This is a genomic window from Cellulosimicrobium protaetiae (assembly GCF_009708005.2).
Lineage (GTDB): Bacteria > Actinomycetota > Actinomycetes > Actinomycetales > Cellulomonadaceae > Cellulosimicrobium > Cellulosimicrobium protaetiae.
In genome coordinates this window covers 2009896-2032540 of record NZ_CP052757.1, presented here as the reverse complement: position 1 = coordinate 2032540, position 22645 = coordinate 2009896, and the positions used below count along the sequence as shown (strand labels likewise).

General features: G+C 73.5%; 15 protein-coding genes. 8 read left to right on the top strand and 7 right to left on the bottom strand.

Annotation, left to right across the window (positions count from 1 at the left end; all coding sequences use genetic code 11):
- The first annotated feature begins 61 nt into the window (after positions 1-61).
- The 4 genes from FIC82_RS08550 (at position 62) to FIC82_RS08535 (ending at position 3402) form a co-directional block, all read left to right on the top strand.
- Positions 62-1243: an ROK family transcriptional regulator gene (locus FIC82_RS08550; protein ID WP_154798272.1), complete on the top strand. Its 1182-nt coding sequence runs from the start codon at positions 62-64 to the stop codon at positions 1241-1243.
- A gap of 70 nt (positions 1244-1313) precedes the next feature.
- Positions 1314-1979 (top strand): ThuA domain-containing protein, encoded by a 666-nt coding sequence (locus FIC82_RS08545; RefSeq protein ID WP_154798271.1) that lies wholly within the window; start codon positions 1314-1316, stop codon positions 1977-1979.
- 41 nt (positions 1980-2020) lie between these two features.
- On the top strand, positions 2021-2947 hold the full coding sequence (locus FIC82_RS08540; RefSeq protein ID WP_168731642.1) for a dihydrodipicolinate synthase family protein: 927 nt from the start codon (positions 2021-2023) through the stop codon (positions 2945-2947).
- Entirely contained in the window at positions 2944-3402 is a 459-nt protein-coding gene (locus tag FIC82_RS08535) for an NUDIX hydrolase (RefSeq protein WP_154798269.1), read from the top strand. The genes FIC82_RS08540 and FIC82_RS08535 overlap by 4 nt, the downstream gene beginning before the upstream one ends.
- 98 nt (positions 3403-3500) lie before the next feature.
- Here FIC82_RS08535 and ligA read toward each other — a convergent pair whose 3' ends face one another.
- Positions 3501-5960 (bottom strand): NAD-dependent DNA ligase LigA, encoded by a 2460-nt coding sequence (gene ligA, locus FIC82_RS08530; RefSeq protein WP_418884349.1) that lies wholly within the window; start codon positions 5958-5960, stop codon positions 3501-3503.
- Between the two features lie 84 nt (positions 5961-6044).
- Entirely contained in the window at positions 6045-7016 is a 972-nt protein-coding gene (locus FIC82_RS08525) for a helix-turn-helix transcriptional regulator (RefSeq protein WP_154798268.1), read from the bottom strand.
- Between the two features lie 110 nt (positions 7017-7126).
- Between FIC82_RS08525 and FIC82_RS08520 the strand changes: the two genes are divergently transcribed.
- Positions 7127-8080, top strand: a complete 954-nt coding sequence (locus FIC82_RS08520) for an alpha/beta fold hydrolase (protein WP_253691632.1) — start codon at positions 7127-7129, stop codon at positions 8078-8080.
- A 34-nt stretch (positions 8081-8114) separates the two neighbouring features.
- Here the strand turns inward: FIC82_RS08520 and FIC82_RS08515 are convergent, their stop codons facing one another.
- Entirely contained in the window at positions 8115-8708 is a 594-nt protein-coding gene (locus tag FIC82_RS08515; protein ID WP_154798267.1) for a M15 family metallopeptidase, read from the bottom strand.
- Between the two features lie 173 nt (positions 8709-8881).
- Here FIC82_RS08515 and FIC82_RS08510 point away from each other — a divergent pair, with 173 nt between their 5' ends.
- Together FIC82_RS08510 and FIC82_RS08505 are read left to right on the top strand one after the other, a co-directional pair.
- Positions 8882-10105 carry a sensor histidine kinase gene (locus tag FIC82_RS08510; protein ID WP_154798266.1) on the top strand — a complete coding sequence of 408 codons (1224 nt, stop codon included), beginning with the start codon at positions 8882-8884 and terminating at the stop codon, positions 10103-10105.
- 98 nt (positions 10106-10203) lie between these two features.
- On the top strand, positions 10204-10869 hold the full coding sequence (locus FIC82_RS08505) for a response regulator (protein WP_154800000.1): 666 nt from the start codon (positions 10204-10206) through the stop codon (positions 10867-10869).
- Here FIC82_RS08505 and FIC82_RS08500 read toward each other — a convergent pair.
- Positions 10848-13100, bottom strand: coding sequence for a hypothetical protein (locus FIC82_RS08500; RefSeq protein ID WP_154798265.1), 2253 nt, complete (start codon positions 13098-13100; stop codon positions 10848-10850). The genes FIC82_RS08505 and FIC82_RS08500 overlap by 22 nt on opposite strands.
- 186 nt (positions 13101-13286) lie before the next feature.
- Complete coding sequence (adhE, locus tag FIC82_RS08495; RefSeq protein ID WP_154798264.1) at positions 13287-16031, bottom strand: bifunctional acetaldehyde-CoA/alcohol dehydrogenase; 2745 nt, start codon at positions 16029-16031, stop codon at positions 13287-13289.
- Positions 16032-16241: 210 nt separating this feature from the next.
- On the opposite strand from adhE, the gene FIC82_RS08490 reads away from it, so the two are divergent.
- Complete coding sequence (locus FIC82_RS08490; RefSeq protein WP_154798263.1) at positions 16242-18461, top strand: prolyl oligopeptidase family serine peptidase; 2220 nt, start codon at positions 16242-16244, stop codon at positions 18459-18461.
- Between the two features lie 907 nt (positions 18462-19368).
- Here the strand turns inward: FIC82_RS08490 and FIC82_RS08485 are convergent.
- A complete protein-coding gene (locus FIC82_RS08485) occupies positions 19369-21846 on the bottom strand; it encodes a glycoside hydrolase family 65 protein (protein ID WP_168731641.1) in 2478 nt (825 codons plus the stop codon).
- Positions 21843-22616 carry an HAD family hydrolase gene (locus tag FIC82_RS08480; RefSeq protein ID WP_154798262.1) on the bottom strand — a complete coding sequence of 258 codons (774 nt, stop codon included), beginning with the start codon at positions 22614-22616 and terminating at the stop codon, positions 21843-21845. Before FIC82_RS08480 ends, FIC82_RS08485 begins: the two co-directional genes overlap by 4 nt.
- Between the last annotated feature and the right edge of the window lie 29 nt (positions 22617-22645).

Sequence of the window (22645 nt, the reverse complement as noted above, 5' to 3'; positions counted from 1 at the left end):
GCCGATGACTCGTCCGGCATGTACGGACGACCGACGAGAGGCCCCGTGATTCACTGTGCCCATGGAGGAACTGCTGAAGTTCGCGCCGCGCCCGACCGGCGCCGGCGACATGTTCCAGCTGCTCCGGGACGGTCAGCCGCGCACGCGCGCGGACCTTGCAGCGATCACGGGGCAGGCGCGATCCACCATCGCCGCCCGGATCGACCTCCTCATGTCGGCGGGCCTCATCGCCCCCGCGGGAGAGGCGAGCTCGACGGGCGGTCGACCGCCCGTGACCTTCGCCTTCAGCCCTGAGGCGCGCATCGTGCTCGCCGTCGACCTCGGCGCGACGCACGCACGCCTCGCGGTGACCGACCTCGCGTCCAACGTGATCGCGGAGACCGACGCGGCGCTCGCGATCGCGGACGGCCCGGAGGTCGTGCTGTCGTGGGTCGCGGACACGGGCGAGAAGCTCGTCGCGACGACGGGGCGCAGCCTCGACGACCTCGTGAGCGTCGGCGTCGGCCTGCCCGGACCCGTCGAGCACTCGTCCGGCCGCCCCATCAACCCGCCGATCATGCCCGCGTGGGACGACGTCGACGTCCCCGGGATCCTGCAGAAGCGGTTCAACGCGTCCGTCCTGGTGGACAACGACGTGAACATCATGGCGCTCGGCGAGCACCGCACCGCGTGGCCGGCCGTCACCGACATGCTCTTCGTCAAGGTCGCCACCGGGATCGGCTCCGGCATCATCGCCGACGGCGAGCTGCGGCGCGGAGCGCAGGGTGCCGCCGGGGACATCGGGCACGTCGCCGTCCCGAGCGCGGCCGACGTCCCGTGCCGCTGCGGCAACGTCGGGTGCCTCGAGGCCGTCGCGAGCGGTCAGGCCGTCGCCGCCGCGCTCGCCGCCGCAGGCCTCGACGCGGCGAACAGCGCCGACGTCGTCACGCTCGTCCGTGGCGGCGACCTCGCCGCGAGCCAGGCCGTGCGCCAGGCCGGACGCGACATCGGCTCCGTGCTCGCGGCATGCGTGAGCCTCCTCAACCCCTCGCTCATCGTCATCGGCGGCATCGTCGCCGAGGCGGGCGAGCACCTCATCGCGGGCATCCGCGAGATCGTCTACCAGCGGTCGCTCCCCCTCGCGACGCAGCACCTGCGCATCGTCACCTCGCAGGCACGGGGCCAGGCCGGCGTGCTCGGTGCGAGCGCCATGGCCGTGGATCACGTACTCTCGCCCGCAGCGATCGACGCGCTCATCGCCTGAGCGCGGTCGCCGGGGGCCGCTGCCCGCGACACGCGGGCGTGACGAGTGTGACGAGGCACGAGGAGGAGTCATGACCGAGCGGGACCGTCGAGCGCTCGTGGTCCGGGGCGGTTGGCCCGGGCACGCACCCGAGGAGGCGGCGGAGCTGTTCGTCCCGTTCCTGGAGGCGTCCGGGTACGACGTGACGCTCGAGGGATCGTTGGAGTCGTACGCCGACGAAGAGTTCATGGCGAGCCTGGACCTCGTCGTGCAGTGCTGGACGATGGGCGAGATCCTCCCCGACGAGATGCGCGGGCTGCGCACCGCGATCGCGAACGGCACGGGCTTCGCAGGCTGGCACGGCGGGATCGTGGACTCGTTCCGCCTCGCGACCGACTACCTGCAGATGGTGGGCGGGCAGTTCGCCGCGCACGCGCACGACCTCATCGACCACACGATCGAGATCGTCCCCGAGCACGCGGACCACCCGATCGTCGCGGGCATCGACTCGATCACCCTGCGCTCCGAGCAGTACTGGGTTCTCGCGGACTCGTACAACGAGGTCCTCGCGACCACGACCATCGTCCCGCGCGACGGCGACCCGTGGCACGAGCCCGTGGTCTCCCCCGCCGTGTGGACGCGCCGCTGGGGTGCGGGCCGCATCTTCGTGTGCGCGGCGGGCCACCAGCTCGCCGACCTCGAGGTCCCGCCCGTCCGCACGATCGTGGAGCGCGGCATCCTCTGGGCAAGCCGCTGACGCTCGGGCGCGCCCCACGGCCCGTTCCCTACACTCGGCGCGTGACGTCCTTCCACGGCCTCCTCGCCTACCCGATCACGCCCCTCACCCCCGACGACGCACCCGACCTGGACGCGCTCGCCGGCGTCGTGGGCCGCGCCGTGCGAGCAGGCGTCGACGGCGTCGTCGTCCTCGCGTCCTCGGGCGCCGGGGTGACGTTCACGCCCGACGAGCGCGACACCGTCGTGCGCGCGGCCGTCGGTTCGGCCTCCGCGGTGGGCGCCACGGCGGGATCGCCGCGCGTCCCCGTGCACGTCGCGGTGAGCGGCACGTCGACGCGCGACGTCGTCGCCCACGCCCGCGCCGCGCGGGACGGCGGCGCCGACGGCCTGGTCCTCGCGCCATTCTCGTACCTCCCGCTCGACGAGGAGGAGGTGGTCGCGGTCTTCGAGGCCGTGGCGTCCGCCGTCGACCTGCCGGTCTGCTACTACAACCGGAGCGTGCAGACCGCCTACGACGTCACGCCCGACGCGCTCGCCCGACTCGCGCGCACCGCGACCGTCTCCGCGGTCAAGGACCCCGCGTCCACGCCCGCCCGGCCGACCGGCCGGGTCGCGACGCTCCGGGCGGCGACCGAGGGCCTCGGCGTGAGCGTCGGGCTGAGCGGCGACGCGGCGATCGTCGGCGGAGCGGAGGCGGCCGACGCCTGGCACACCGGCCTCGCCGCGCTCGTCCCCGAGGAGTACGTCGCGCTCCGGCGCGCGCGGTCCGCCGGCACGGATCCCGGCACGCAGGTCGCCACCTGGCTGCGCGACCTCACGGCCGCGCTGGCGTCGCTGCGCCCGGTGAGCGGGTTCCACGCGCTCGCGAACCTGATCGGCGTGCCGACCGCTCCCCCGCGCGGCCCGTCGCTGCCCGTCCCGCCCGACGGCGTCGCGCGGCTCCGTGAGGTCATGTCGCGGCGCCCGGGACGCTCGAACGCGGGATGACCGCGCGCGAGCAGGTCGTCCGGACCGTCGCGGACGCGCCGTGGCTCCCGCCCGGCGGGCGCGCCGACGTCGTGCGGGCCGAGGGCGGGAGCTGTCCCGATCCGGCGAGCCTCGTCCGGCTCCTCGTCGAGCGCGACGACGCCGTGTTCTGCGTCCCCCGCGACGGCACCGGGAGACCGGACCTCCCGACGACGCAGGTCGCGCCCGGCGAGACGGGGTGGGGTGCGGCGCGGCGGTTGGCCGACGACGTGCTCGGCACGCACCGCGACCTCACGGTCGTCGGCTACGTCCGCAACACGGTGCGCGCCGGTCCCGGCTATCCCTGGCCGACCCCGCACGCGCACTTCGTCGTCTTCGGCACCGGCACCGCCGGCGTGCGGGTCCCGGGTGACTGGGTACCCCTGGCCGCACCGGGCGCCCTCGTCGATCGACACTGGTGGCCGCTCGTCGGGTAGGGAGGCTCGCTGCGCGCGTCGCGCCCGGCCGATGGAGCGCCCCGCCTGGTCGTGCTGCTCAGCCGTCGGTCGTGCGGGTCAGCAGTCGGTCGTGCGGATCAGCCGTCCGCGCCCGCCGGCTCCTCGTCGGGAGCGTCGCCGGTGCGCACGCGATCGGCCACCGCGTCCGGGCCTCCGGCGAGCAGCGCGACGAAACCCTCCTCGTCGAGGATCGGCAGGCCGAGCTCGCGGGCCTTCGTCTCCTTCGAGCCCGCGTTCGCGCCGACGACCACGTAGTCCGTCTTCTTCGAGACCGAACCCGACGACTTGCCGCCCGCCGCGATCACGGCCTCCTTGGCGCCGTCGCGGCTGAAGCCGTCGAGCGACCCCGTGACGACGACGGTGAGCCCCGCGAGCGGGCCGGTGGGCGCCTGCCGCGCACCCGGGCCCGGGTGCCCGGGGATGGAGAACCGCACCCCGTCCCGCTCCCACTGCTCGACGATCTCCTGGTGCCAGTCGACCTCGAGCCACGCGATCACCTCGTCCGCGATGACCGGCCCGACGCCCTCGACGGCCGCGAGCGCGTCGCGGCCCTCGTCGCGGATCGCCGCCCTGATGGCGTCCAGCGAACCGAACCAGTCCGCGAGCGCGCGGGCCGCGACCGGGCCTACGTGCCGGATGTTGAGGCTGACCAGGACGCGCCACAGGTCCTTCGTCCTGGCGAGCCGGAGCTCGTCGACGAGGGTCTGCGCCGTGCTCGACGGACCGTACACGGGGTAGTCCTTGCGCACTCCCGCGGCACGGCGCTCGGCCGGGGTCGCGTCCTCGAACCCGGGCGGGTAGGTGCGTGCGGCGACCTTCTGGAACGGCCGGACGACCTTGGCCAGGAGCACGGAGCCGTCGGACATCTCGACCTCGCCCGACTCCCCCACGCCCTCGTACGGCCGCGGCAGGCCCGTCTCCGGGTCGCGGACCACGACCTTGATCGGGGCGAGCTGCTCGACCGTGAGCCCGAAGAGGTTCTTCTCGGTGCGCAGCGGGGGCTCGGCCGGCTCGTAGGGCTGGGTGAGCGCGGCGGCGGTGACCTCGCCGAGCGCCTCCACGTCGAGGCCCCCGCGCGAGCCGATGTGCTCGACACGGCCACGCACCTGGGCGGGGCACGACTCGGCGTTGGGGCAGCGCAGGTCGACGTCGCCCTCCTTCATGGGGCGCAGCGGCGTGCCGCACTCCGGGCACTCGGCGGGCATGACGAAGTCCTCGCGCGGGTAGCCGTCGTCCGCGAGCGCCGCGACGGGACCGAGGATCTCGGGGATCACGTCGCCGGCCTTGCGCAGCACGACCATGTCGCCGATGCGCACGCCCTTGGCCCGGACGACGTCCTGGTTGTGCAGCGTCGCCTGGCGCACGGTGCTGCCGGCGACCTTGACCGGCTCCATGACGGCGTACGGGGTCGCGCGGCCCGTGCGCCCCACACCGACCTGGATCGCGAGGAGACGCGTGTTGACCTCCTCGGGCGGGTACTTGTACGCGATGGCCCAGCGCGGAGCACGGCTCGTGGCGCCGAGCCGGCGCTGGAGCGCGAGCTCGTCGACCTTGACGACGATCCCGTCGAGCTCGTGCTCGATGTCGTGGCGGTGCTCGCCGAAGTAGGCGATGCGTTCCATGACCTCGTCGAGGCCCCGCACCACCCGGTTGTGCGGCGAGACCGGCACGCCCCACTGCTCGAACAGCGCGTACGCGGCGGACTGGCGTTCGAGCTCGGCATGGGTGCCGGCCTCCCACTGGAGCGCGCCGACGCCGTGCGCGTACATGCGCAGGTTGCGGCTCGCGGTGACGGCCGGGTCCTTCTGCCGCAACGACCCCGCCGCGGTGTTGCGCGGGTTGGCGTACGGGTCCTGCCCCGCGGCGACGAGCTTCTCGTTGAGCGCGGCGAAGTCCGCGACACCCATGAAGACCTCGCCGCGGATCTCGATGACGTCCGGGTGCGTGGCCGGGTCGCCCGCGAGCTGCTGCGGGATGCTCGTGATGGTGCGGACGTTGGCCGTGACGTCCTCACCCGTGCGCCCGTCGCCGCGCGTGGCCGCCCGCACGAGCCGGCCCTTCTCGTAGAGCAGGGCGATGGCGAGGCCGTCGATCTTCACCTCGCACAGGTAGCCCACCTCCGCGTCGGCGGCCACGCCGAGGTCGCGGTGCGCGCGCGCCGCCCACGCCGCGAGGTCCTCCTCGCTGAACGCGTTGTCGAGCGACAGCATCGGCTCGAGGTGCTGCACCGTCGCGAAGCCCGCCGCGGCCCGGCCCCCGACGCGCTGCGTCGGCGACTCGGGCGACTGGAGGGCGGGGTGCGCGGCCTCGAGCGCCTGGAGCTCGTGCATCCGGGCGTCGTACTCGGCGTCCGAGGAGACGGGCTGGTCCTCCTCGTAGTACGCGCGCTGGTCGGCCTCGACCTGCGCGACGAGCTCGGCCCACCGCTTCTGCGCGGCGGCCTCGTCGAGCTCGGCGGCGGACGCGGCCGTGGGGACCTCCTCGTCCGTCACGGTCGGGGTGGTCGGGGCGGACGTCGCGGGGGTGCTCTCGCTCACCCGCACATCATCGCGCGGACCGCCGACATCCGCCGCCCTCCGCGCCGGGCGCGGCCACCGCGAGGTCGTCGTGAGTCGTCGCGCTCAGGGCCGACGCCGGTGCGCGAGGTGCGAGGCGAGACGTCCGACGGCGTCCGCGAGGTCGTCGGGCTCGACCACGCGCACGGGGGCGCCGAGAGCGAGACGTGCGACCGTCATGGCGAGCCGCCCGACGTCCTCGCCACGGATCCGGACCACCACGGCCCCCGGCGCCGCGTCGACCACGTCGTGGTCCACCCACCGGAGCACCTCGGTGAGGTCGTCGGGCTCGGCGTCCAGGACGAGGGTGGCGACCCGCTCTCGGGGGATCGCGCCGAGAGCGTGGGCGACGAACGCGGCCGCACCCCCACGGGGGATCTCGCGGGGTGCGAATCGGCCCCCGGTCGCCGTCGGGCGCGCGAGCCGGTCGAGTCGGAAGCTGCGCCAGTCCTCGCGGTCCCGGTCCCACGCGACGAGGTACCAGCGGCGCTCGGCCGTGACGAGCCGGTGCGGCTCGACCAGGCGTCGGGTGTGGGTGCCGTCGCCGGCGCGGTACGGGAAGCGGACGGTCTCGTGGTCGCGGCACGCGGCCGCGAGCACGCTGAGCGACTCCGGGTCGACCATGTCCTGCTCGGTCGGCGACGGCACGGGCACGACGCTGGAGCGCAGGGCCGCCACTCGCCTGCGCAGTCGGTGCGGCAGCAGGCTCTCGACCTTGGCGAGGGCGCGCAGTGCCGTCTCCTCCATGCCGCCGACGGCGGCGACCGCCGCACCGCCGAGCCCGACGGCGATCGCGACGGCCTCCTCGTCGTCGACCACGAGCGGCGGCATGTAGGCCCCTGACTCGAGGCGATAGCCCCCGTACCTGCCCGAGGTGGCGGCGACCTGATAGCCGAGCCCCCGGAGACGGTCCACGTCGCGGCGCACCGTCCGCTCGGTCACGTCGAGGCGTCCGGCGAGCTCGGCGCAGGGCCGGTACCGGTGGGTCTGGAGCAGCGAGAGCAGCGTGAGCGCACGGCCGGTGGGGTCGGTCGACATGTTCTCAGCCTCCCGGGCATCGAGGACAACATCTGTCCGCGAAGGTCTCTACGGTCGCACCGATCGATCGCCGCACCGGCGGATCGGCACGTCGCTGAAGGGACCACACCGTGTCACACACCACCGACTTTCCCGAGCCGAGCATGGTCGCCGTCGACGGCATCGAGCTCGAGGTCTTCGAGGCGGGGCAGGCGAACGCCGGCAGACCCGTCGTCCTGTGCCACGGCTGGCCGGAGCTGGCCTTCTCGTGGCGTCATCAGATGGCCGCGCTCGCCGACGCGGGCTACCACGTCATCGCCCCCAACCAGCGCGGCTTCGGCAGGTCGTCCCGCCCCGCCGAGGTGTCCGACTACGACGTCGTGCACCTGACCGGCGACCTCGTCGGCCTCCTGGACCACTACGGGTACGAGGACGCCACGTTCGTGGGCCACGACTGGGGCGCGAACGTGGTGTGGAGCGCTGCGGTGCTGCACCCGACCCGCGTGCACGAGGTGGTCGCGCTCAGCGTGCCCTACATGGAACGCGGTGAGGTGCCGCCCCTCGCGTTCATCGAGGCGGTGGTCGGCAGCGACTCGCACTTCGTCCACTTCAACCGCCGGCCCGGCGTGGCGGACGCCGTGTTCGACGCGAACGCCCGCCGGTTCCTGCGCAACCTGTACCGCACGAACGAGCCCGCGGCCGAGCCGGAGCCGGGCATGTGGCTCCTGAACCTCGCCCAGGCCGCGGCCCCGCGCGGCGAGCCCGTGATGAGCGAGACCGAGCTGGCGGTGTTCGTCGACGCGTTCGAGGCGTCGGGCTTCACCCCGAGCGTGAACTGGTACCGCAACGTGGACCGCAACTGGGAGCTGATGAAGGAGGTCGACCCGATCGTCCGCCAGCGCGCGCTGATGATCTACGGGGCCCGCGACACCGTCATGAGGGCGCCGCACCTCGAGGCGTTCGTCCCGCGCGTCGAGGTCGCGGAGCTGGACTGCGGCCACTGGATCCAGCAGGAGCTGCCGGAGGAGACCACCCGGCTGATCCTCGACTGGCTCCGTCGGACGGACGTCGCGGCCGGGCGATGACCGGGGGCCCCGGGCCGTCTCGGCGCGACCGCGGTCACCCCCAGCCGTGCGACGCGTCCTCGTGCATCGGCGGGCACGTCCCTCCGGGCTCGACCGCGGCCTCGAAGTGCCACAGCTCGTTCGCGTACGTGCGGCACAGCCCGAACGCCGCGCCGTGCTGCTCGAGCCACAGCGCGCCGTCCGTCGGCCCGACGTCGATCGCCAGGCCGGCGACGTGCTCGGACGTCTCGGGCGGCAGCACCCACCGGTGCGCTTCCTCGGCCGACCCGTAGCGCTCCAGGGCTGCGTCGACGAGCTCCTGCTGCTCCGCCGCGGTGCGCCACCCGGACGTGAGCGTGAGCTCGACGCCGTCGGCGTCCGCGGCGGCGCGGGCCGCGTCGAACCGGCGCTCGAGCTCCGGGTCGAGCCCCGTGGCCGGCCGCAGCGTCGGGTGTGGGTCCGCGACGGCCGCGGGCACGCCGTCCGGTCGGGCCAGCACGTGGGCCGCCGCCGCCAGGGTCGCCGCCGCACCGACGACGAGGGCGAAGGTCACGAGGCGGCGCACGCCGCGCGGCCTGCCGCGGCGCGGTGCGTGCCGGGCGGGACCCGCGTCGGGGCGGGGTACCGGGGGGAAGGGTGTCGTCGTCATGCACCGAGGCTCTCCGCGAGCCGTGGTGCGCCGCATCGACCCGACGGCTGCTCCTCCCCCCGCCGCGCGGTGCACCCCGACGACCCGCGTCCGCCCTGGGGCGGACAGGGTCCGGCTCCGGCCCCGCCCTGAGGTCGGTGCCGCGGGCGAGCGCCCCCGGCTACCGTGGGCGCGTGCACCGGATCTCCCGCCTGCCCGTGTGGGCGCAGGACCTCACGACCGCGCTCGGCGCGGGGCTCGTGTGGTTCACCGTCATCACGGTGATGGAGGGCGGTGACTACTGGTACCCGCGCCACCCGGACTCCTACCGCGTCGCCGGGCTGTGGATCGTGCTGACGCTCGCGCTGCGGCGCGTCGCGCCCGGTCCGCTCTTCTGGGTGACGACCATGCTCTACCCGCTCGCCCAGCCGTTGGCCGTGCAGACGCCGTTCGAGCTCATCCCCCTCGTCGTCGCGGGCTTCGCGGCGACCCGCTCGGGCGCCGTGCCGTGGGCGCTCGCCGGCCTCGCCGGCGGTCTGTCCGCCTTCGCGATGCAGCTCTGGGAGCGCCCGCACCTGACGCTCCCCCCGCGCCCGTTCTCCCCGCTCTGGCTCGGGATCGGACGGTCGCCGTCGGACGTGCTCCTCGCGCTCGCGCTCGTGCTGGGCGCGGTGGCGGCGGGATACTTCTTCCGCCGTCTGGCCGTGACGTCCGAACGGCTGCGCGAGCGCAACGCCGAGCTCCAGGCGCTCCAGGCCGAGCTGGCCGAGCGCGCCGTGCTCGCCGAGCGCACGCGCATCGCGCGCGAGCTGCACGACGTCGTCGCGCACCACATGTCCGCGATCGTGGTACGGGCGCAGGCCGCCGACCGCGTCGCGGCGAACCAGCCCGAGGCCCCCGCCGAGGCCGTGCGCTGGATCGGCGACGAGGGCAAGCAGGCGCTGGCCGCGATGCGCTCGGTCGTCCAGGTGCTGCGCCGCGGCACCGACGCCGACGGCGGGACGGCGGCCCTCGCCCCCACGCCGGACGGCACCCGCACCCCCGACGAGCTCCGCGCGGCCGCGCGACGCCTGCGCGACGCGGGACGCGCCGTCGAGCTCGTGCTCCCCCGCCCGTGGCCGACGACGAGCGCCGAGTCCGGGCTCGCCGTCGTCCGTATCGCCCAGGAGGCCCTGACCAACGTGCTGCTCCACTCCCTCGCCCGCGGCGTCGCCGTGACCGTGTCCGACGACGCCGCAGGACTGCACCTGCGCGTCCACGACCCGGGCCCACCCCTGCCGACCGCCGAGGGGCGGCAGGGGCACGGGCTGACCTCCATGCGCGAGCGCGCGCTCGCCGCCGGCGGTGCCCTGTCCGCCGGGCCGGACGGGCACGGCGGCTGGACCGTCGAGGCCCGCATCCCCCGGGAGGCGGTGTGAGCACGACGCGTCCCGTCACGGCCGAGGAGGAGCACGCCCTCGCGCCGGTGCGCGTCGTCGTCGTCGACGACCAGTCGACCATCCGGCTCGGCCTGCGCATGATCCTCGACAACGAGCCGGACCTGACCGTCGTCGGCGAGGCCGGGGACGGGGAGACCGCGGTGGCGATGGCCCGCGCGCTGCGCCCTGACGTCGTGCTCATGGACGTGCGCATGCCGCGCCTCGACGGCATCGAGGCGACGGCGCGCATCGTCTCCGACCCGGACCTCGCCGCCGTGCGCACGCTCGTCCTCACGACGTTCGACGACGACGAGTACGTGTACGGCGCGCTGCGCGCGGGCGCGGCCGGCTTCCTGCTCAAGGACGCCGACCCGCAGACCCTCGTGGACGCGGTGCGCCGCGTGCGCGCGGGCGACTCGCTCCTCGACCCGGCCGTCACCGGTCGCATCATCTCGACCTACGTCGAGCTCGCGCGGCACGCGCCGCTCGGGGCGCCCGGGGCGGGGACCTCCGAGCCCGGCCCGCCCGCGAGGCTGGACGCGGCCACTCCCCGCGAGCGCGAGGTGCTGCTCGCGGTCGCACGCGGGCTGTCGAACCGCGAGATCGGCGCGGAGCTGCACCTCACCGAGGCGACCGTGAAGAGCCACGTGCGCTCGCTGCTGACCAAGGTCGGGCTGACCAACCGCGTGCAGCTCGTGATCCTCGCCTACGAGGCGGGCGTCGTGCGTCCGGAACGCGACGATCACCCGGCCGGGACGAGCTGAGCGACGTCGCGCACGCGCCATGCGCGCACACCCCCGACCCCGGTGATCGTCACGACGGCGTCGGACCCGTCCGGGTGCACCGTCCCCCAGGAGCCCGGTTCCGGGGTCGGCAGCGGGAGCTGATGCCACTCCTGCGCATCTGCGGACCACCACAGGACCCGCCGTTCCACGCCTGTCGCGACGACCGTGCCGACGGCGAGGTACGTTCCGTCCACACGGACGACGCGGCCGAAGGTCTCGCCCTGTCCGGTACCACCGACGAGGTCGAAGGTCGTGCCGTCCGTGGTCCCGCGCAGCTCGGTGCGGCCGTCGACCTGCACCTGGAGCACGGGCCGAGCGGCGTCGTCGCCCTCGACGCACCCGTCGACCTCGAACGACTCCTCCGCATCGACCACCGTGCGCTCCCAACCCGCGCCCGCACCGACCCAGGTCGTGTCGACCTCCCGGCCGCCCTCGACGACCGTGCCGAGCACCCACGGCCGGCCGTCGCCGAGGAGGCACACGTGGCGGGCTGTGGATCGCCCCTCACCACCCTCGAACCCCTCGTCGAGGGTCCAGGTGCGGCCGTCCTCGGACCGCCAGGCCGCCGCCCTCCGCACGCTCGCACCCTCAGGGCTCTCGGCCCGCACCCCGACGGCGACCCATCCACCGTCGACAGCGCGGACGTCGTGGACCTCCGTGAGCCCGGACGACGGCCAGCCGGAGCCCTCAGCCCACTCGCCGTCCGCGGGACGGAACCACGACCGCGCCCTCACGGCGTCCTCGCCGTCCACCCAGCCGACGGTGATCATCACCTCGCTCCCGTCCGCAGCCGCCGACCGGACCAGCGCGAGATCCTCACCCGTCCACGGCTCGTCCGCCGAGCCCTCAACCAGGGTGCCCCCGTCCGCGGTGTACGCAGCGGAGGACATCCACCTCCGCCACCCGTCCCCCGCGGTCGAGACCTCCGTCCGTCTCGCGACGAACCCACCGTCACCCGCGTCGACCTCGGTCGGCAGGAACCAGCGCTGCGGCATCGCCAGGGTCGCGAGCCGGCGCCAACGCCCGTCGCGCAGCTCGCTCACGTACGCGCCGCCGTCCCCGGCGAGGACGGCACGCACCGCGTGCTCGTCCGGGACCCAGGCCGACGGACCGCGGAAGCCGATCCCGCCGTTGTCGTCGGACATGCCCTGGGTCCGGACGCGCCCCGACGCGTCCTCGACCACGAGGCTGCTCACGCTGATCTCGTTCCCCCAGTAGACGGCCGCGAGCCCTTCGCCGCCGACGGCCGGAGCCGAGAGCCCCGTCGACTGGTCGTCCGTCCCGGCGTCGTCCCGACGGAAGTCGGCGTACTCCCATGTCTCACCGTCGCCCGGTTCCCAGAACCACGCGGCTGCGTCCGAGACCGGACCGCCTAGCCCGGGCTCTCGAACGGAGCCCGCGAGGACGAACCCCGTCCCGGTCGCGGCGGCGCCGGCGACGTGCGGCGCGTCGCCGGGCACCTCGGACGTGGTCCAGGAGGCGCCCGAGTCCGCGGACCGGTAGGTCAGTACGACGTCGTCCCCCACCTCGTCGTCCCAAGACACCGCGACGACCACCGTCGCCTCACGTCCCGCCACTCCCTGGACCGTCGGCCGGCCCTCCCCTTCCGGGAGCACCAACGGCACGGGTTCGCCCGTCGTCGGGACGAACACGCCCCGCACGGCCCTTGCGTCCGCGTCGACGCCGAGAGCGACGGCCGTCCCTCCGGTCTCGCTGACGTGCGTCAGCGGGACACCCGCGAGCTCCGGAGGGAGCCGCACAGGTGCCCACGTCGCACGGTCCGCCGAGGCCAGCAGGAATCCGCTAGTCCGCCCCTCGTCCCACGTGCTCCCCGCGAGGAAGGTGCGGGCCGCGCCACCGGCGGCCGCCAGGCCACGCACCGCCCCCGGGAGGTCGAGGGCCACTGGGTCTCCCGTGACCGCGCCGTCCTCGCCGAGGGTCCAGACCACGCCCTCGGGCACGCCTCCCGGCTCCGTCCGCACGCCGCTCACGATCCACGGCAAGCCGACCGTTGCAGGCACGATACCGACGCGGTCGACGACGGCCTCCTGCGGAGCGAGCTCGGACGGGACGTCGATCTCGACGATCGCGGCGGGTTCGGGTCGCTCGGGCTCCGCGCCGGGTGTGCACGCCGCGAGCGCCACCACGAGCGCCCCCGCCTGAAGCGCGGCGAGCAACCTCGCCGCGCGTCGTCCTGATCCGTGCACCATGAGGGCCCCCTGCCGTCGTCATGACCCGCGTCGCCGCGAGCCGCGAGGCCGTCGGCCCGCGATCGGAGAACGTACCGGGGCCGGGGCACCCTCCGAGGGTTTTCCACAGGCTCGCGCACGACGGAGCCCGACGGCGGAAGGGGACTCGCGCCGTCGGGCTCCGGGTTTCGTGGGGGCCGGGAGGGGTCAGCCGGCCGCCACGGTCTCGGCAGGCGGGGTCGCCGCCTGCCCGTCCTCGGCGCTCGCGGTCTCGTGGGCCGCGAGGCGCTCCGCCCGCACGACCTCGCGGCTGCTGCCGCGGTAGGCCGCGACGAGGATGTCGCGCATGTCCTCCAGGACCGGCATCCGCGGGTTCGCCGGGGCGCACTGGTCCTCGAACGACCTCAGGGCGAGGTCCTCGAGACGGCCCATGAACGCCCGCTCGTCGACGCCCTGCGCCGCGAACGTCGCCTCGATGCCCACCTTGGCGCGCAGCTCCTCGACCGCCTTCGCGTACGACTCGACGCCCTCCTCCGGGGTGGAGGCCGGGAGGCCGAGGTGCTTCGCGATCTCCTGGAAACGCTCGGGAGCCACGTAGCGCTCGTACTTGGGCCAGCTCGTGAGCTTGGTGGGCACCTGGCCGTTGTAGCGGATCACGTGCGGCAGGAGCACCGCGTTGGTGCGCCCGTGCACGAGGTGGAACGTCGAGCCCACGGTGTGCGCCATGGCGTGCACGATGCCGAGCATCGCCGAGCCGAACGCCATGCCCGCGATCGTCGCCGCGTTGTGCATCTTCTCGCGCGCCTTCGGGGCCGCCGCGCCCTGCGTGACCGAGTCCTCGATGTGCTCGAAGACCATCTTGATCGCCTGCAGGCACAGCCCGTCGGTGAAGTCGTTCGCGTAGACGGAGACGAACGCCTCGGTCGCGTGCGTGAGGGCGTCGAAGCCCGAGTCGGCCGCGAGCTTCGCCGGCATGGTGTCCGTGAGCACGGGGTCGACGATCGCGACGGTCGGGGTGAGCGCGTAGTCCGCGAGCGGGTACTTGAAGCCCGTCTCCGGGTCGGTGATGACCGCGAACGGCGTCACCTCCGCGCCGGTGCCCGACGACGTCGGGATGCACACGAGCTTGGCCCTGCCGCCCAGCTCGGGGAACTTGTACGCGCGCTTGCGCACGTCGAAGAACTTCTCGCGCATGTCGGAGAACTCGATCTCCGGGTGCTCGTAGCGCAGCCACATGACCTTCGCCGCGTCCATGGGCGAGCCGCCGCCGATCGCGATGATCGTGTCGGGCTCGAAGTCGCGCATCGACTCGGCGCCGCGGTTGACCGTGCCGACGCTCGGCTCGGGCTCGACCGAGTCGATGATCTGGATCGCGACCTTCTCCTCGCGGCGGGCGAGGACGTCGAGCAGGCGGTCCACGACGCCGATGCGGCTCATGACCTTGTCGGTGACGATCGTGACCCGGTGCACGTCGCGCATCTGCGCGAGGTACTGGATCGAGTTCGGCTCGAAGTACGTCTTGGCGGGCACCTTGAACCACTGCATGTTGTTGTTGCGCCGCCCGATCCGCTTGACGTTGATGAGGTTGACCGCGGACACGTTGTTCGACACCGAGTTCGCGCCGTAGCTGCCGCACCCGAGCGTGAGCGACGGGAGCAGCGCGTTGTAGATGTCGCCGATGCCGCCGAGCGACGTCGGGCTGTTCCACAGCACGCGCACGGCCTTGACCCGCGAGCCGTAGCGTTCGACGAGGTCCGCGTCCGCCGTGTGGATGGCCGCAGAGTGGCCGAGGCCGTCGAGCTCGACCATGCGCTCCGCGAGGCGGACACCGTGCTCGGTGTCGCGCGCGCGCAGCACCGCGAGGACCGGGGTGAGCTTCTCGCGGCTCAGCGGCTCCTGCGGACCGACGTCGTCGATCTCCGCGAGGATGATCGACGTGTCGTCGGGGACCTCGAACCCGGCCTCGCGCGCGATCCACACGGGCGACTTGCCGACGACCTTCGGGTTGAGCTTCGCGCCGGCGCAGTTCGCCCCGGTCGCCTCGACGCCGAAGATGAGCCGCTCGAGCATCGCCTTCTCGGCAGGCGTCGCGCGGTAGGCGTGCAGGCGGTCCAGCTCGCGCATCGCGTCGTCGTAGATCACGTCGTCGAGGATGAGCGCCTGCTCCGACGCGCAGACCATGCCGTTGTCGAACGACTTCGACATGACCACGTCGTTGATCGCGCGGCCGAGGTCGGCGCTCTTCTCGACGTAGGCGGGGACGTTGCCCGCCCCGACGCCGAGCGCGGGCTTCCCGGCCGAGTAGGCCGCGCGGACCATGCCGTTGCCGCCCGTGGCGAGGATGAGCGCGACGCCCGGGTGGTGCATGAGCGAGCTGGTCGCCTCGATCGACGGGTGCTCGACCCACTGGATGCAGTCGTCGGGCGCGCCGGCCGCCACCGCGGCGTCGCGCACGATGCGGGCCGCCTCGACCGACGAGCGCTGGGCGCTCGGGTGGAAGGCGAACACGACGGGGTTGCGCGTCTTGAGCGCGATGAGCGACTTGAAGATCGTGGTCGACGTCGGGTTGGTCACCGGCGTGACGGCGCACACCACGCCGACCGGCTCGGCGATCTCCACGACGCCCGTGAGCTCGTCGCGGCCGATGACGCCCACCGTCTTGAGGTTCGCCATCGAGTTGGGCACGTGCTCGCACGCGAAGATGTTCTTGGTCGCCTTGTCCTCGAAGACGCCGCGCCCGGTCTCGGCGACGGCCATCTGGGCGAGGTGGCCGTGCTGGTGCAGGCCCGCGACGGACGCCTTGAGGACGATCCGGTCGACGTCTTCCTGCGTGAGGCTCATGTACTGGTCGAGCGCCTTGCGCGCTCGCTCGACGAGGACGTCGATCTCCTGCGTGGTGCGGGTGTCCTCGGTGCGGTTCTCGACCTTCGTGCCGGCGCTCTTCGCGCTCATGCGTCCCCTCCGGTGCCCGGTCGGGGCCGGGCGTCGGGCCGCGGGTGCTGCCGGGGCCGGATTGCCCCGGCTCCTTCAGCGGTCTCTCTAATTGTGAATGTTTTCACAAGCCTCGCCCGGCCACAAGGGCGGACGCCGGACGCGGGCCCTAGGTCCCGGTGCACTCATGACCTCCGCACCACCGACCACGCCACCGTAGGGTGGGTGACCATGACCGCCGAGCAGACGAGCACCCCCCTCGCGCCCGCGAGCGCCACCAGCACGACCACCCCGACGGACGCCGCCCCCCACGACCCGTACCTCTGGCTCGAGGACGTCGAGGGTGACGAGGCGCTCACGTGGGTCCGCGCCCGCAACGCCGAGGTCGCCGACACGCTCGAGGTCGCCGACGAGTTCGCCGCGACGGAGCGCGCGATCCGCGAGGTGCTCGACTCCGACGCCAAGATTCCCGAGGTCTCCAAGATCGGGGACCGCTACTACAACTTCTGGCGCGACGCGCAGCACGAGCGCGGCCTGTGGCGCCGCACAACGCTCGAGTCCTACCGCACGGACGACCCCGAGTGGGAGACCGTGCTCGACCTCGACGCTCTCGCCGCGTCCGAGGACGAGTCGTGGGTGTGGCACGGCGCGAGCGTCCTGCGCCCGACGCCCGAGCAGCTCGCCGCGGGCGAGCCGTGGCGCCACGCGCTCGTCGAGCTCTCCCCCGGCGGCTCGGACGCCGACGTGACCCGCGAGTTCGACCTCGTCGAGAAGCGGTTCGTCGCCCCCGAGGACGGCGGGTTCCACCGCGCCGAGGCCAAGGGCTCGCTCGGCTGGATCGACGCCGACACCGTCTACGTCTTCACCGACTTCGGCGAGGGCACGCTCACGCCGTCCGGGTACCCGCGCGTCGTCAAGCGCTGGACGCGCGGCACGCCGCTCGACGCCGCGGTGACCGTCTACGAGGGCACCGACGAGGACATGTACATCTCCGCCTGGCGCTCGCACACGCCCGGCTTCGAGCGCGATTTCGTGCACCGCTCCAAGGCCTTCTACTCCGACGAGCTCTACCTCGCCGAGCGCACCGGCACGCCCGAGCAGCGCCTCACGAAGATCGACGTGCCCGACTCGGCCGAGGTCGGGGTGCGGCGCGAGTGGATGCTCGTCGAGCTGCGCGACGACTGGTCGGTCGCCGGCGCGACGTACCGCGCGGGGTCGCTGCTCGTCGCCCGGTTCGACGACTTCCTCGCGGGCGACCGCGGCTTCACCGTGCTGTTCGAGCCCACCGCGACGACGTCGCTCGCGGGCGCCACGTGGACGCGCCACCACCTCGTGGTCAACGTCCTCGACGACGTCAAGAACCGCCTGCACGTGCTGACGCCGCCCGACACCGCGGCTCCCGGGACCGCCGTCGGGCAGGAGACCGCGGATGCGCCGTGGGTGCGCTCCGAGATCCCGGGCCTGCCGGAGCTCGGCACCGTCGCCGTGGGCGCGGTCGACCCCGTCGACACCGACGAGCTCTGGCTCGTCACCACCGACTACCTCACCCCGACGACCCTCTCGCTCCTGTCGCTCGGCGGGCGTCCCGGCGACGCCGGGACGCCCGAGGTCGTCAAGTCCAACCCGGCGTTCTTCGACGCCGAGGGCATGACCGTCGCCCAGCACTTCGCGACGTCCGACGACGGCACGCGCGTCCCGTACTTCGTGGTGGGCCGGGCAGACCTCGTCGCCGGTGCGGCCGACGGTGCCGGGACGGGCACCGCGCCGACGCTGCTCTACGGGTACGGCGGCTTCGAGATCTCGCTGACCCCCGCCTACTCCGGCGCGCTGGGGCGGGCGTGGCTCTCGCGCGGCGGCGTCTACGTCGTCGCGAACATCCGCGGCGGCGGCGAGTACGGCCCGGCCTGGCACCAGGCCGCGCTCAAGGCGAACCGGCACCGCGCGTACGAGGACTTCGCCGCCGTCGCGCGCGACCTCGTGGCTCGCGGCATCACGACGCACGAGCACCTCGGCATGGAGGGCCGCTCCAACGGGGGCCTGCTCGCCGGCAACATGCTCACGCAGTACCCCGAGCTCTTCGGCGCGGTGATCGTCGGCGTGCCCCTGCTCGACATGCGCCGGTACACGAAGCTCCTCGCCGGGGCGTCGTGGGCCGCGGAGTACGGCGACCCGGACGACCCCGAGCAGTGGGAGTTCATCCGCACGTTCTCGCCATACCACCTGTTCGACGCCGAGCGCGAGTACCCGCCCGTGCTGTTCACGACGTCGACCAAGGACGACCGCGTCCACCCCGGCCACGCGCGCAAGCTCGCCGCGAAGATGCTCGGCGAGGGCAAGGACGTCACGTACTACGAGAACATCGAGGGCGGCCACGGCGGCGCCGCGAACAACGCCCAGGCCGCGCACATGGCCGCGGTCCACTACCGCTTCCTCGCGGAGCGCCTCGGCTGACGCCGCTCAGGAGTCGTCGTCCGCGACGGCGGGGACCAGCACCACCTCGTCGTCGTGGACCAGGATCTTCTCGTCCGGGCACACCCTGGTTCCGCGAGGTAGAACCGTGGTCGGGCTCTCAGGCTCGCTGGGTCGGGTCCGCGGTGGGGGTGGTTTCGGTGCTCGGGGCTGCCGCGCCGTCACCATCGGTCTTTCGGGCGTGGGTTCTCGGAGCGCGGCTCTGACGCCCCTTCGCATCCGAGCCCACCCCCACCGCTCGTCCGTCGTCGCACCGTGGTCCGTCGTCGCACGGTGGTCCGTCGTCGCACCGTGTTCTGTGTTCGACCTCGACCCGTGGCGGGTCATCGCTCCTGGGCGGCCGTCTCCCCCTGCGGGTGCTCCCGGGCGCGCCGAGGTAGAACCCTGGTCGGCCGAGGTAGAACGTTGGTCACCGTGCCCGAAGGCAGCAAGACACCGCCGAGAGCGGGTCGCCAGCGCGCCTGGTTCTCGCACGTCGGCACGCCTGGCCGACCAGGCGATCCCGGCAGACCGAACAGGTGACCATGGCTCGTCCACCACCCAGGACCAGCCAGAACCACCTGCTCGGCGCGATGCGGCGCTGGCGAATCCGACACCGCGGCGGTCGCCCGACGCGAGCGAGGACCAGGGTGAGACGACGCCGGTCGGGGTGGGTGGTGGTGCCGCGTCGTGGTCGGGCCTGGCGGGAGCCGCGAGGAACGAGCGGCGGATGGTAGACGCGGCACCACCACCCACCCCGACCACCCAAGCAACCACACGCCGTCGGGCACAAGAACCAGCGTTCTACCTCGGCCACCCACGGTTCTATCTCGGTCAACCAGGGTTCTACTTCGGCGGACTGCGGTGCTACCTCGGCGGGGTCGGGGGCCCGCCGAGGTAGAGCTCGGGCTCAGGAGTGCGGGACCGTCGCGGTGATGAGGGTGCCGTCGTCGCGGCGGTTGCCGGAGAGCGCGCGCAGGCTCGGGCGGCCGGGCTTCACCGGGCCCTGGCCGTCGAGCGCGATGCGCGCGACCTCGCCCGGGACGACCTTGACCTGCTCACCCCGCACGGTGACCTGCGCGCCCTCGCCGGTCTCGGCGTCGAGCTCGATCGCGTCGGGCAGCACGGTGACGCGCAGCCGCGACCCGTGCCACTGGACGCGGAACGTCAGCGACTCCCACTCCTGCGGCAGGCGCGGGTCGAACGACAGCTCGCCGTCCGAGTCGCGCATGCCGCCGAACCCGCAGGCCAGCGCGGACCACGTCCCGCCCGCGGAGGCGACGTGGACGCCGTCGGACGCGTTGGCGTGGAGGTTCGCGAGGTCGACGAAGAGCGACGAGACGAAGTACTCGAGCGCGAGCTCGTGGTAGCCGACCTCGGCCGCGACGATCGACTGCACGACGCCGGACAGCGTCGAGTCGCCCGTGGTCAGCGGGTCGTAGTACTCGAAGTCGGCGAGCTTCTCCTCCGCCGTGAAGTGCTGGCCCTGGAGGAACAGGGCGAGCACGACGTCGGCCTGCTTGAGCACCTGGTAGCGGTAGATGACGAGCGGGTGATAGTGCAGCAGGAGGGGCCGCTTGTCCGCGGGGGTGTGCGCGAGGTCCCAGATCTCGCGCTCGAGGAAGTGCGAGTCCTGCGGGTGGATCCCGATGCTCTCCGCGTAGGGGATCGACATGTGGTCGGCGGCACGGACCCACTCCGCCGCCTCGTACGCACCGAGCCCGAGCCGGTCGACGAGGAGCGCGTAGTCCTCGGGGTGGTCGGCCTTCATCCGGTCCACGACGTACGCCGCGGCGCGCAGGTTGAACCGCGCCATGACGTTGGTGAAGAGGTTGTCGTTGACGACGGTCGTGTACTCGTCGGGCCCCGTGACGCCGTGGATGTGGAAGTTGTCGTCGCCGTTGGCGCGCCAGAACCCGAGGTCCTCCCACATGCGCGCGGTCTCGACGAGGACGTCGACGCCCTCGCGGCGCAGGAAGTCCACGTCGTTCGTCGCGCGCACGTACTGCACGAGCGCGTAGCTCACGTCGGCGTCGATGTGGTACTGCGCGGTGCCCGCCGCGTAGTAGGCCGAGGCCTCCTCGCCGTTGATCGTGCGCCAGGGGAAGAGCGCACCCTTCTGCGACAGCTCCGCCGCACGCCGCCGGGCGGCGTCGAGCATCTGGTAGCGGAAGCGCAGCGCGTTGCGCGCGTACCGGGGGCTCGTGTACGTGAGGAACGGCAGGACGTAGATCTCGGTGTCCCAGAAGTAGTGCCCGCTGTACCCGGACCCGGTGAGGCCCTTCGCGGGGACCCCGTTGCCCTCGGCCCGCGCCGTGGCCTGCGCGAGCTGGAACAGGTTCCAGCGCACGGCCTGCTGCACCCCGGGCTGGCCCGGGATCTCGACGTCGGAGCGCGCCCAGAAGTCGTCGAGCCACCCACGCTGCAGCGCGAGCTGCGCGTCGATGCCGCCGTCGTGCACGCGGTCGAGCGTGCGGCGGCAGCGGTCGACGAGCTCGCGCGACGGAACCCCGCGCGACGTGTGGTACGCGACGACCTTCGTGAGCCGGATCGGCCGGCCCGGTTCCGCGTGCACGCGGAACACGTGCTTGGCGAGGTCCTCGTCGACCTGCGTGCGCACGTCCCACTCGTTCTCGGTCTCGAGCAGGTCGTCGGCCGCGACCGCGAGCGTCATGCCGGAGTTGGTGCATCGGTAGGAGAGCACGACCCGCTCGTCGTCGCCCCACTGGGTCTGGGGCTGCAGCACCCGGCCGGAGAACTGGTTCGTCTTGCGCGGGTCGAACCCCTCGCCGAGCGACGCCGCCCGCACGTGGTACTCGTCCTGGCCGTCCTGGCGGTTGAGGACCTGCGACGAGATCGCGACGGGCGCGGCGGCGTCGAGCAGCGTGACCTCGAACGTCATGATCGCGAGGTGCCGCTCGACGAACGACACCATGCGCTGCGAGCGGATCTGCACGCGCTTGCCCGACGGGGTGCGCCACAGCAGCTCGCGCCGCAGGACGCCGTCGCGCAGGTCGAGCGAGCGCTCGTAGTCGATGAGGTCGGCGACGGGCAGGAGCAGCGGCTCGTCGTCGACGTAGAGCCGGATCACCTTGGCGTCGGGGACGTTGACGATCGTCTGCCCGACCTTCGCGAACCCGTACGCCTCCTCGGCGTGCCGGATCGGCCAGGTCTCGTGGAACCCGTTGACGAACGTGCCGTGCGTGTGGGACTCGCGCCCCTCCTCGACGTTGCCGCGCATCCCGAGGTAGCCGTTGGCGACGGCGAAGAGGGTCTCGGTCACCCCGAGGTCCTCCGCGGAGAACTGGGACTCGACGAGCCGCCAGGGCTCGGCCGGGAAGCGCAGCCGGTCCACGGTGCTGCGCTCGTCGGCGGTCTTGCGGATCACGCGCTCTCCTCGGCGGGTCGTACGGGCTGGGCAGGGGTCGCGGCGGCACGCGGGCGGTCCAGGACCGTCGCGTCGAGCTCGCCCAGGTCGGCCACGACGACGTCGGCCCCGTGCGCGCGCAGCGCGTCGGCACCCACGCCGCGGTCGACGCCCAGGACGAGCCCGAAGTCCCCCGCGGCACCCGCCTGCACGCCCGAGAGCGCGTCCTCCACCACGACCGCCTCCGCGGCGGGGACGCCGAGGAGCTCAGCGGCCCGCAGGTAGGTGTCGGGCGCGGGCTTGCCCGCGATGTGGTCGCGGGCCGCGACGTTCCCGTCGACGACGACCTCGAACCGGTCCGCGAGCCCCGCCGCCGCGAGCACCGCGGGAGTGTTGCGCGACGACGACACGACGGCGACCCCGGCACCCGCGGCGGTCACGGCGTCGAGGAAGCGCACCGACCCGGGGTAGGGCGCGATGCCCTCCTCGGCGAACATCCGGTTGACGATCTCGTCCTTGCGGTTGCCGAGCGCCGCCACGGTCGTCTCCCCCGGGGCGTCGGTCGCCTCGCCCCGCGGCAGCTCGACGCCACGCGACGCGAGGAACGTCGCGACACCGTCGTAGCGCGGCTTGCCGTCGATCGACGCGAAGTAGTCCGCGGCGGTGTACGGGGCGAGACCGTGCGCGGCGCACCAGGGCGCGAACAGCCGTTCCCAGGCGCGCATGTGGATCTCGGCCGTCGGCGTCAGGACGCCGTCGAGGTCGAACAGCACGGCTCGCAGAGCGGGCATGTGGGTCCTTCGCGGTGGGGGGACGGGGA

Coding starts and splice junctions, on each gene's coding strand:
- FIC82_RS08550 (WP_154798272.1), top strand. CDS start 62: ATGGAGGAACTGCTGAAGTTCGCGCCGCGCCCGACCGGCGCCGGCGAC.
- FIC82_RS08545 (WP_154798271.1), top strand. CDS start 1,314: ATGACCGAGCGGGACCGTCGAGCGCTCGTGGTCCGGGGCGGTTGGCCC.
- FIC82_RS08535 (WP_154798269.1), top strand. CDS start 2,944: ATGACCGCGCGCGAGCAGGTCGTCCGGACCGTCGCGGACGCGCCGTGG.
- FIC82_RS08525 (WP_154798268.1), bottom strand. CDS start 7,016: ATGTCGACCGACCCCACCGGCCGTGCGCTCACGCTGCTCTCGCTGCTC.
- FIC82_RS08515 (WP_154798267.1), bottom strand. CDS start 8,708: ATGACGACGACACCCTTCCCCCCGGTACCCCGCCCCGACGCGGGTCCC.
- FIC82_RS08505 (WP_154800000.1), top strand. CDS start 10,204: ATGATCCTCGACAACGAGCCGGACCTGACCGTCGTCGGCGAGGCCGGG.
- FIC82_RS08500 (WP_154798265.1), bottom strand. CDS start 13,100: ATGGTGCACGGATCAGGACGACGCGCGGCGAGGTTGCTCGCCGCGCTT.
- adhE (WP_154798264.1), bottom strand. CDS start 16,031: ATGAGCGCGAAGAGCGCCGGCACGAAGGTCGAGAACCGCACCGAGGAC.
- FIC82_RS08490 (WP_154798263.1), top strand. CDS start 16,242: ATGACCGCCGAGCAGACGAGCACCCCCCTCGCGCCCGCGAGCGCCACC.
- FIC82_RS08480 (WP_154798262.1), bottom strand. CDS start 22,616: ATGCCCGCTCTGCGAGCCGTGCTGTTCGACCTCGACGGCGTCCTGACG.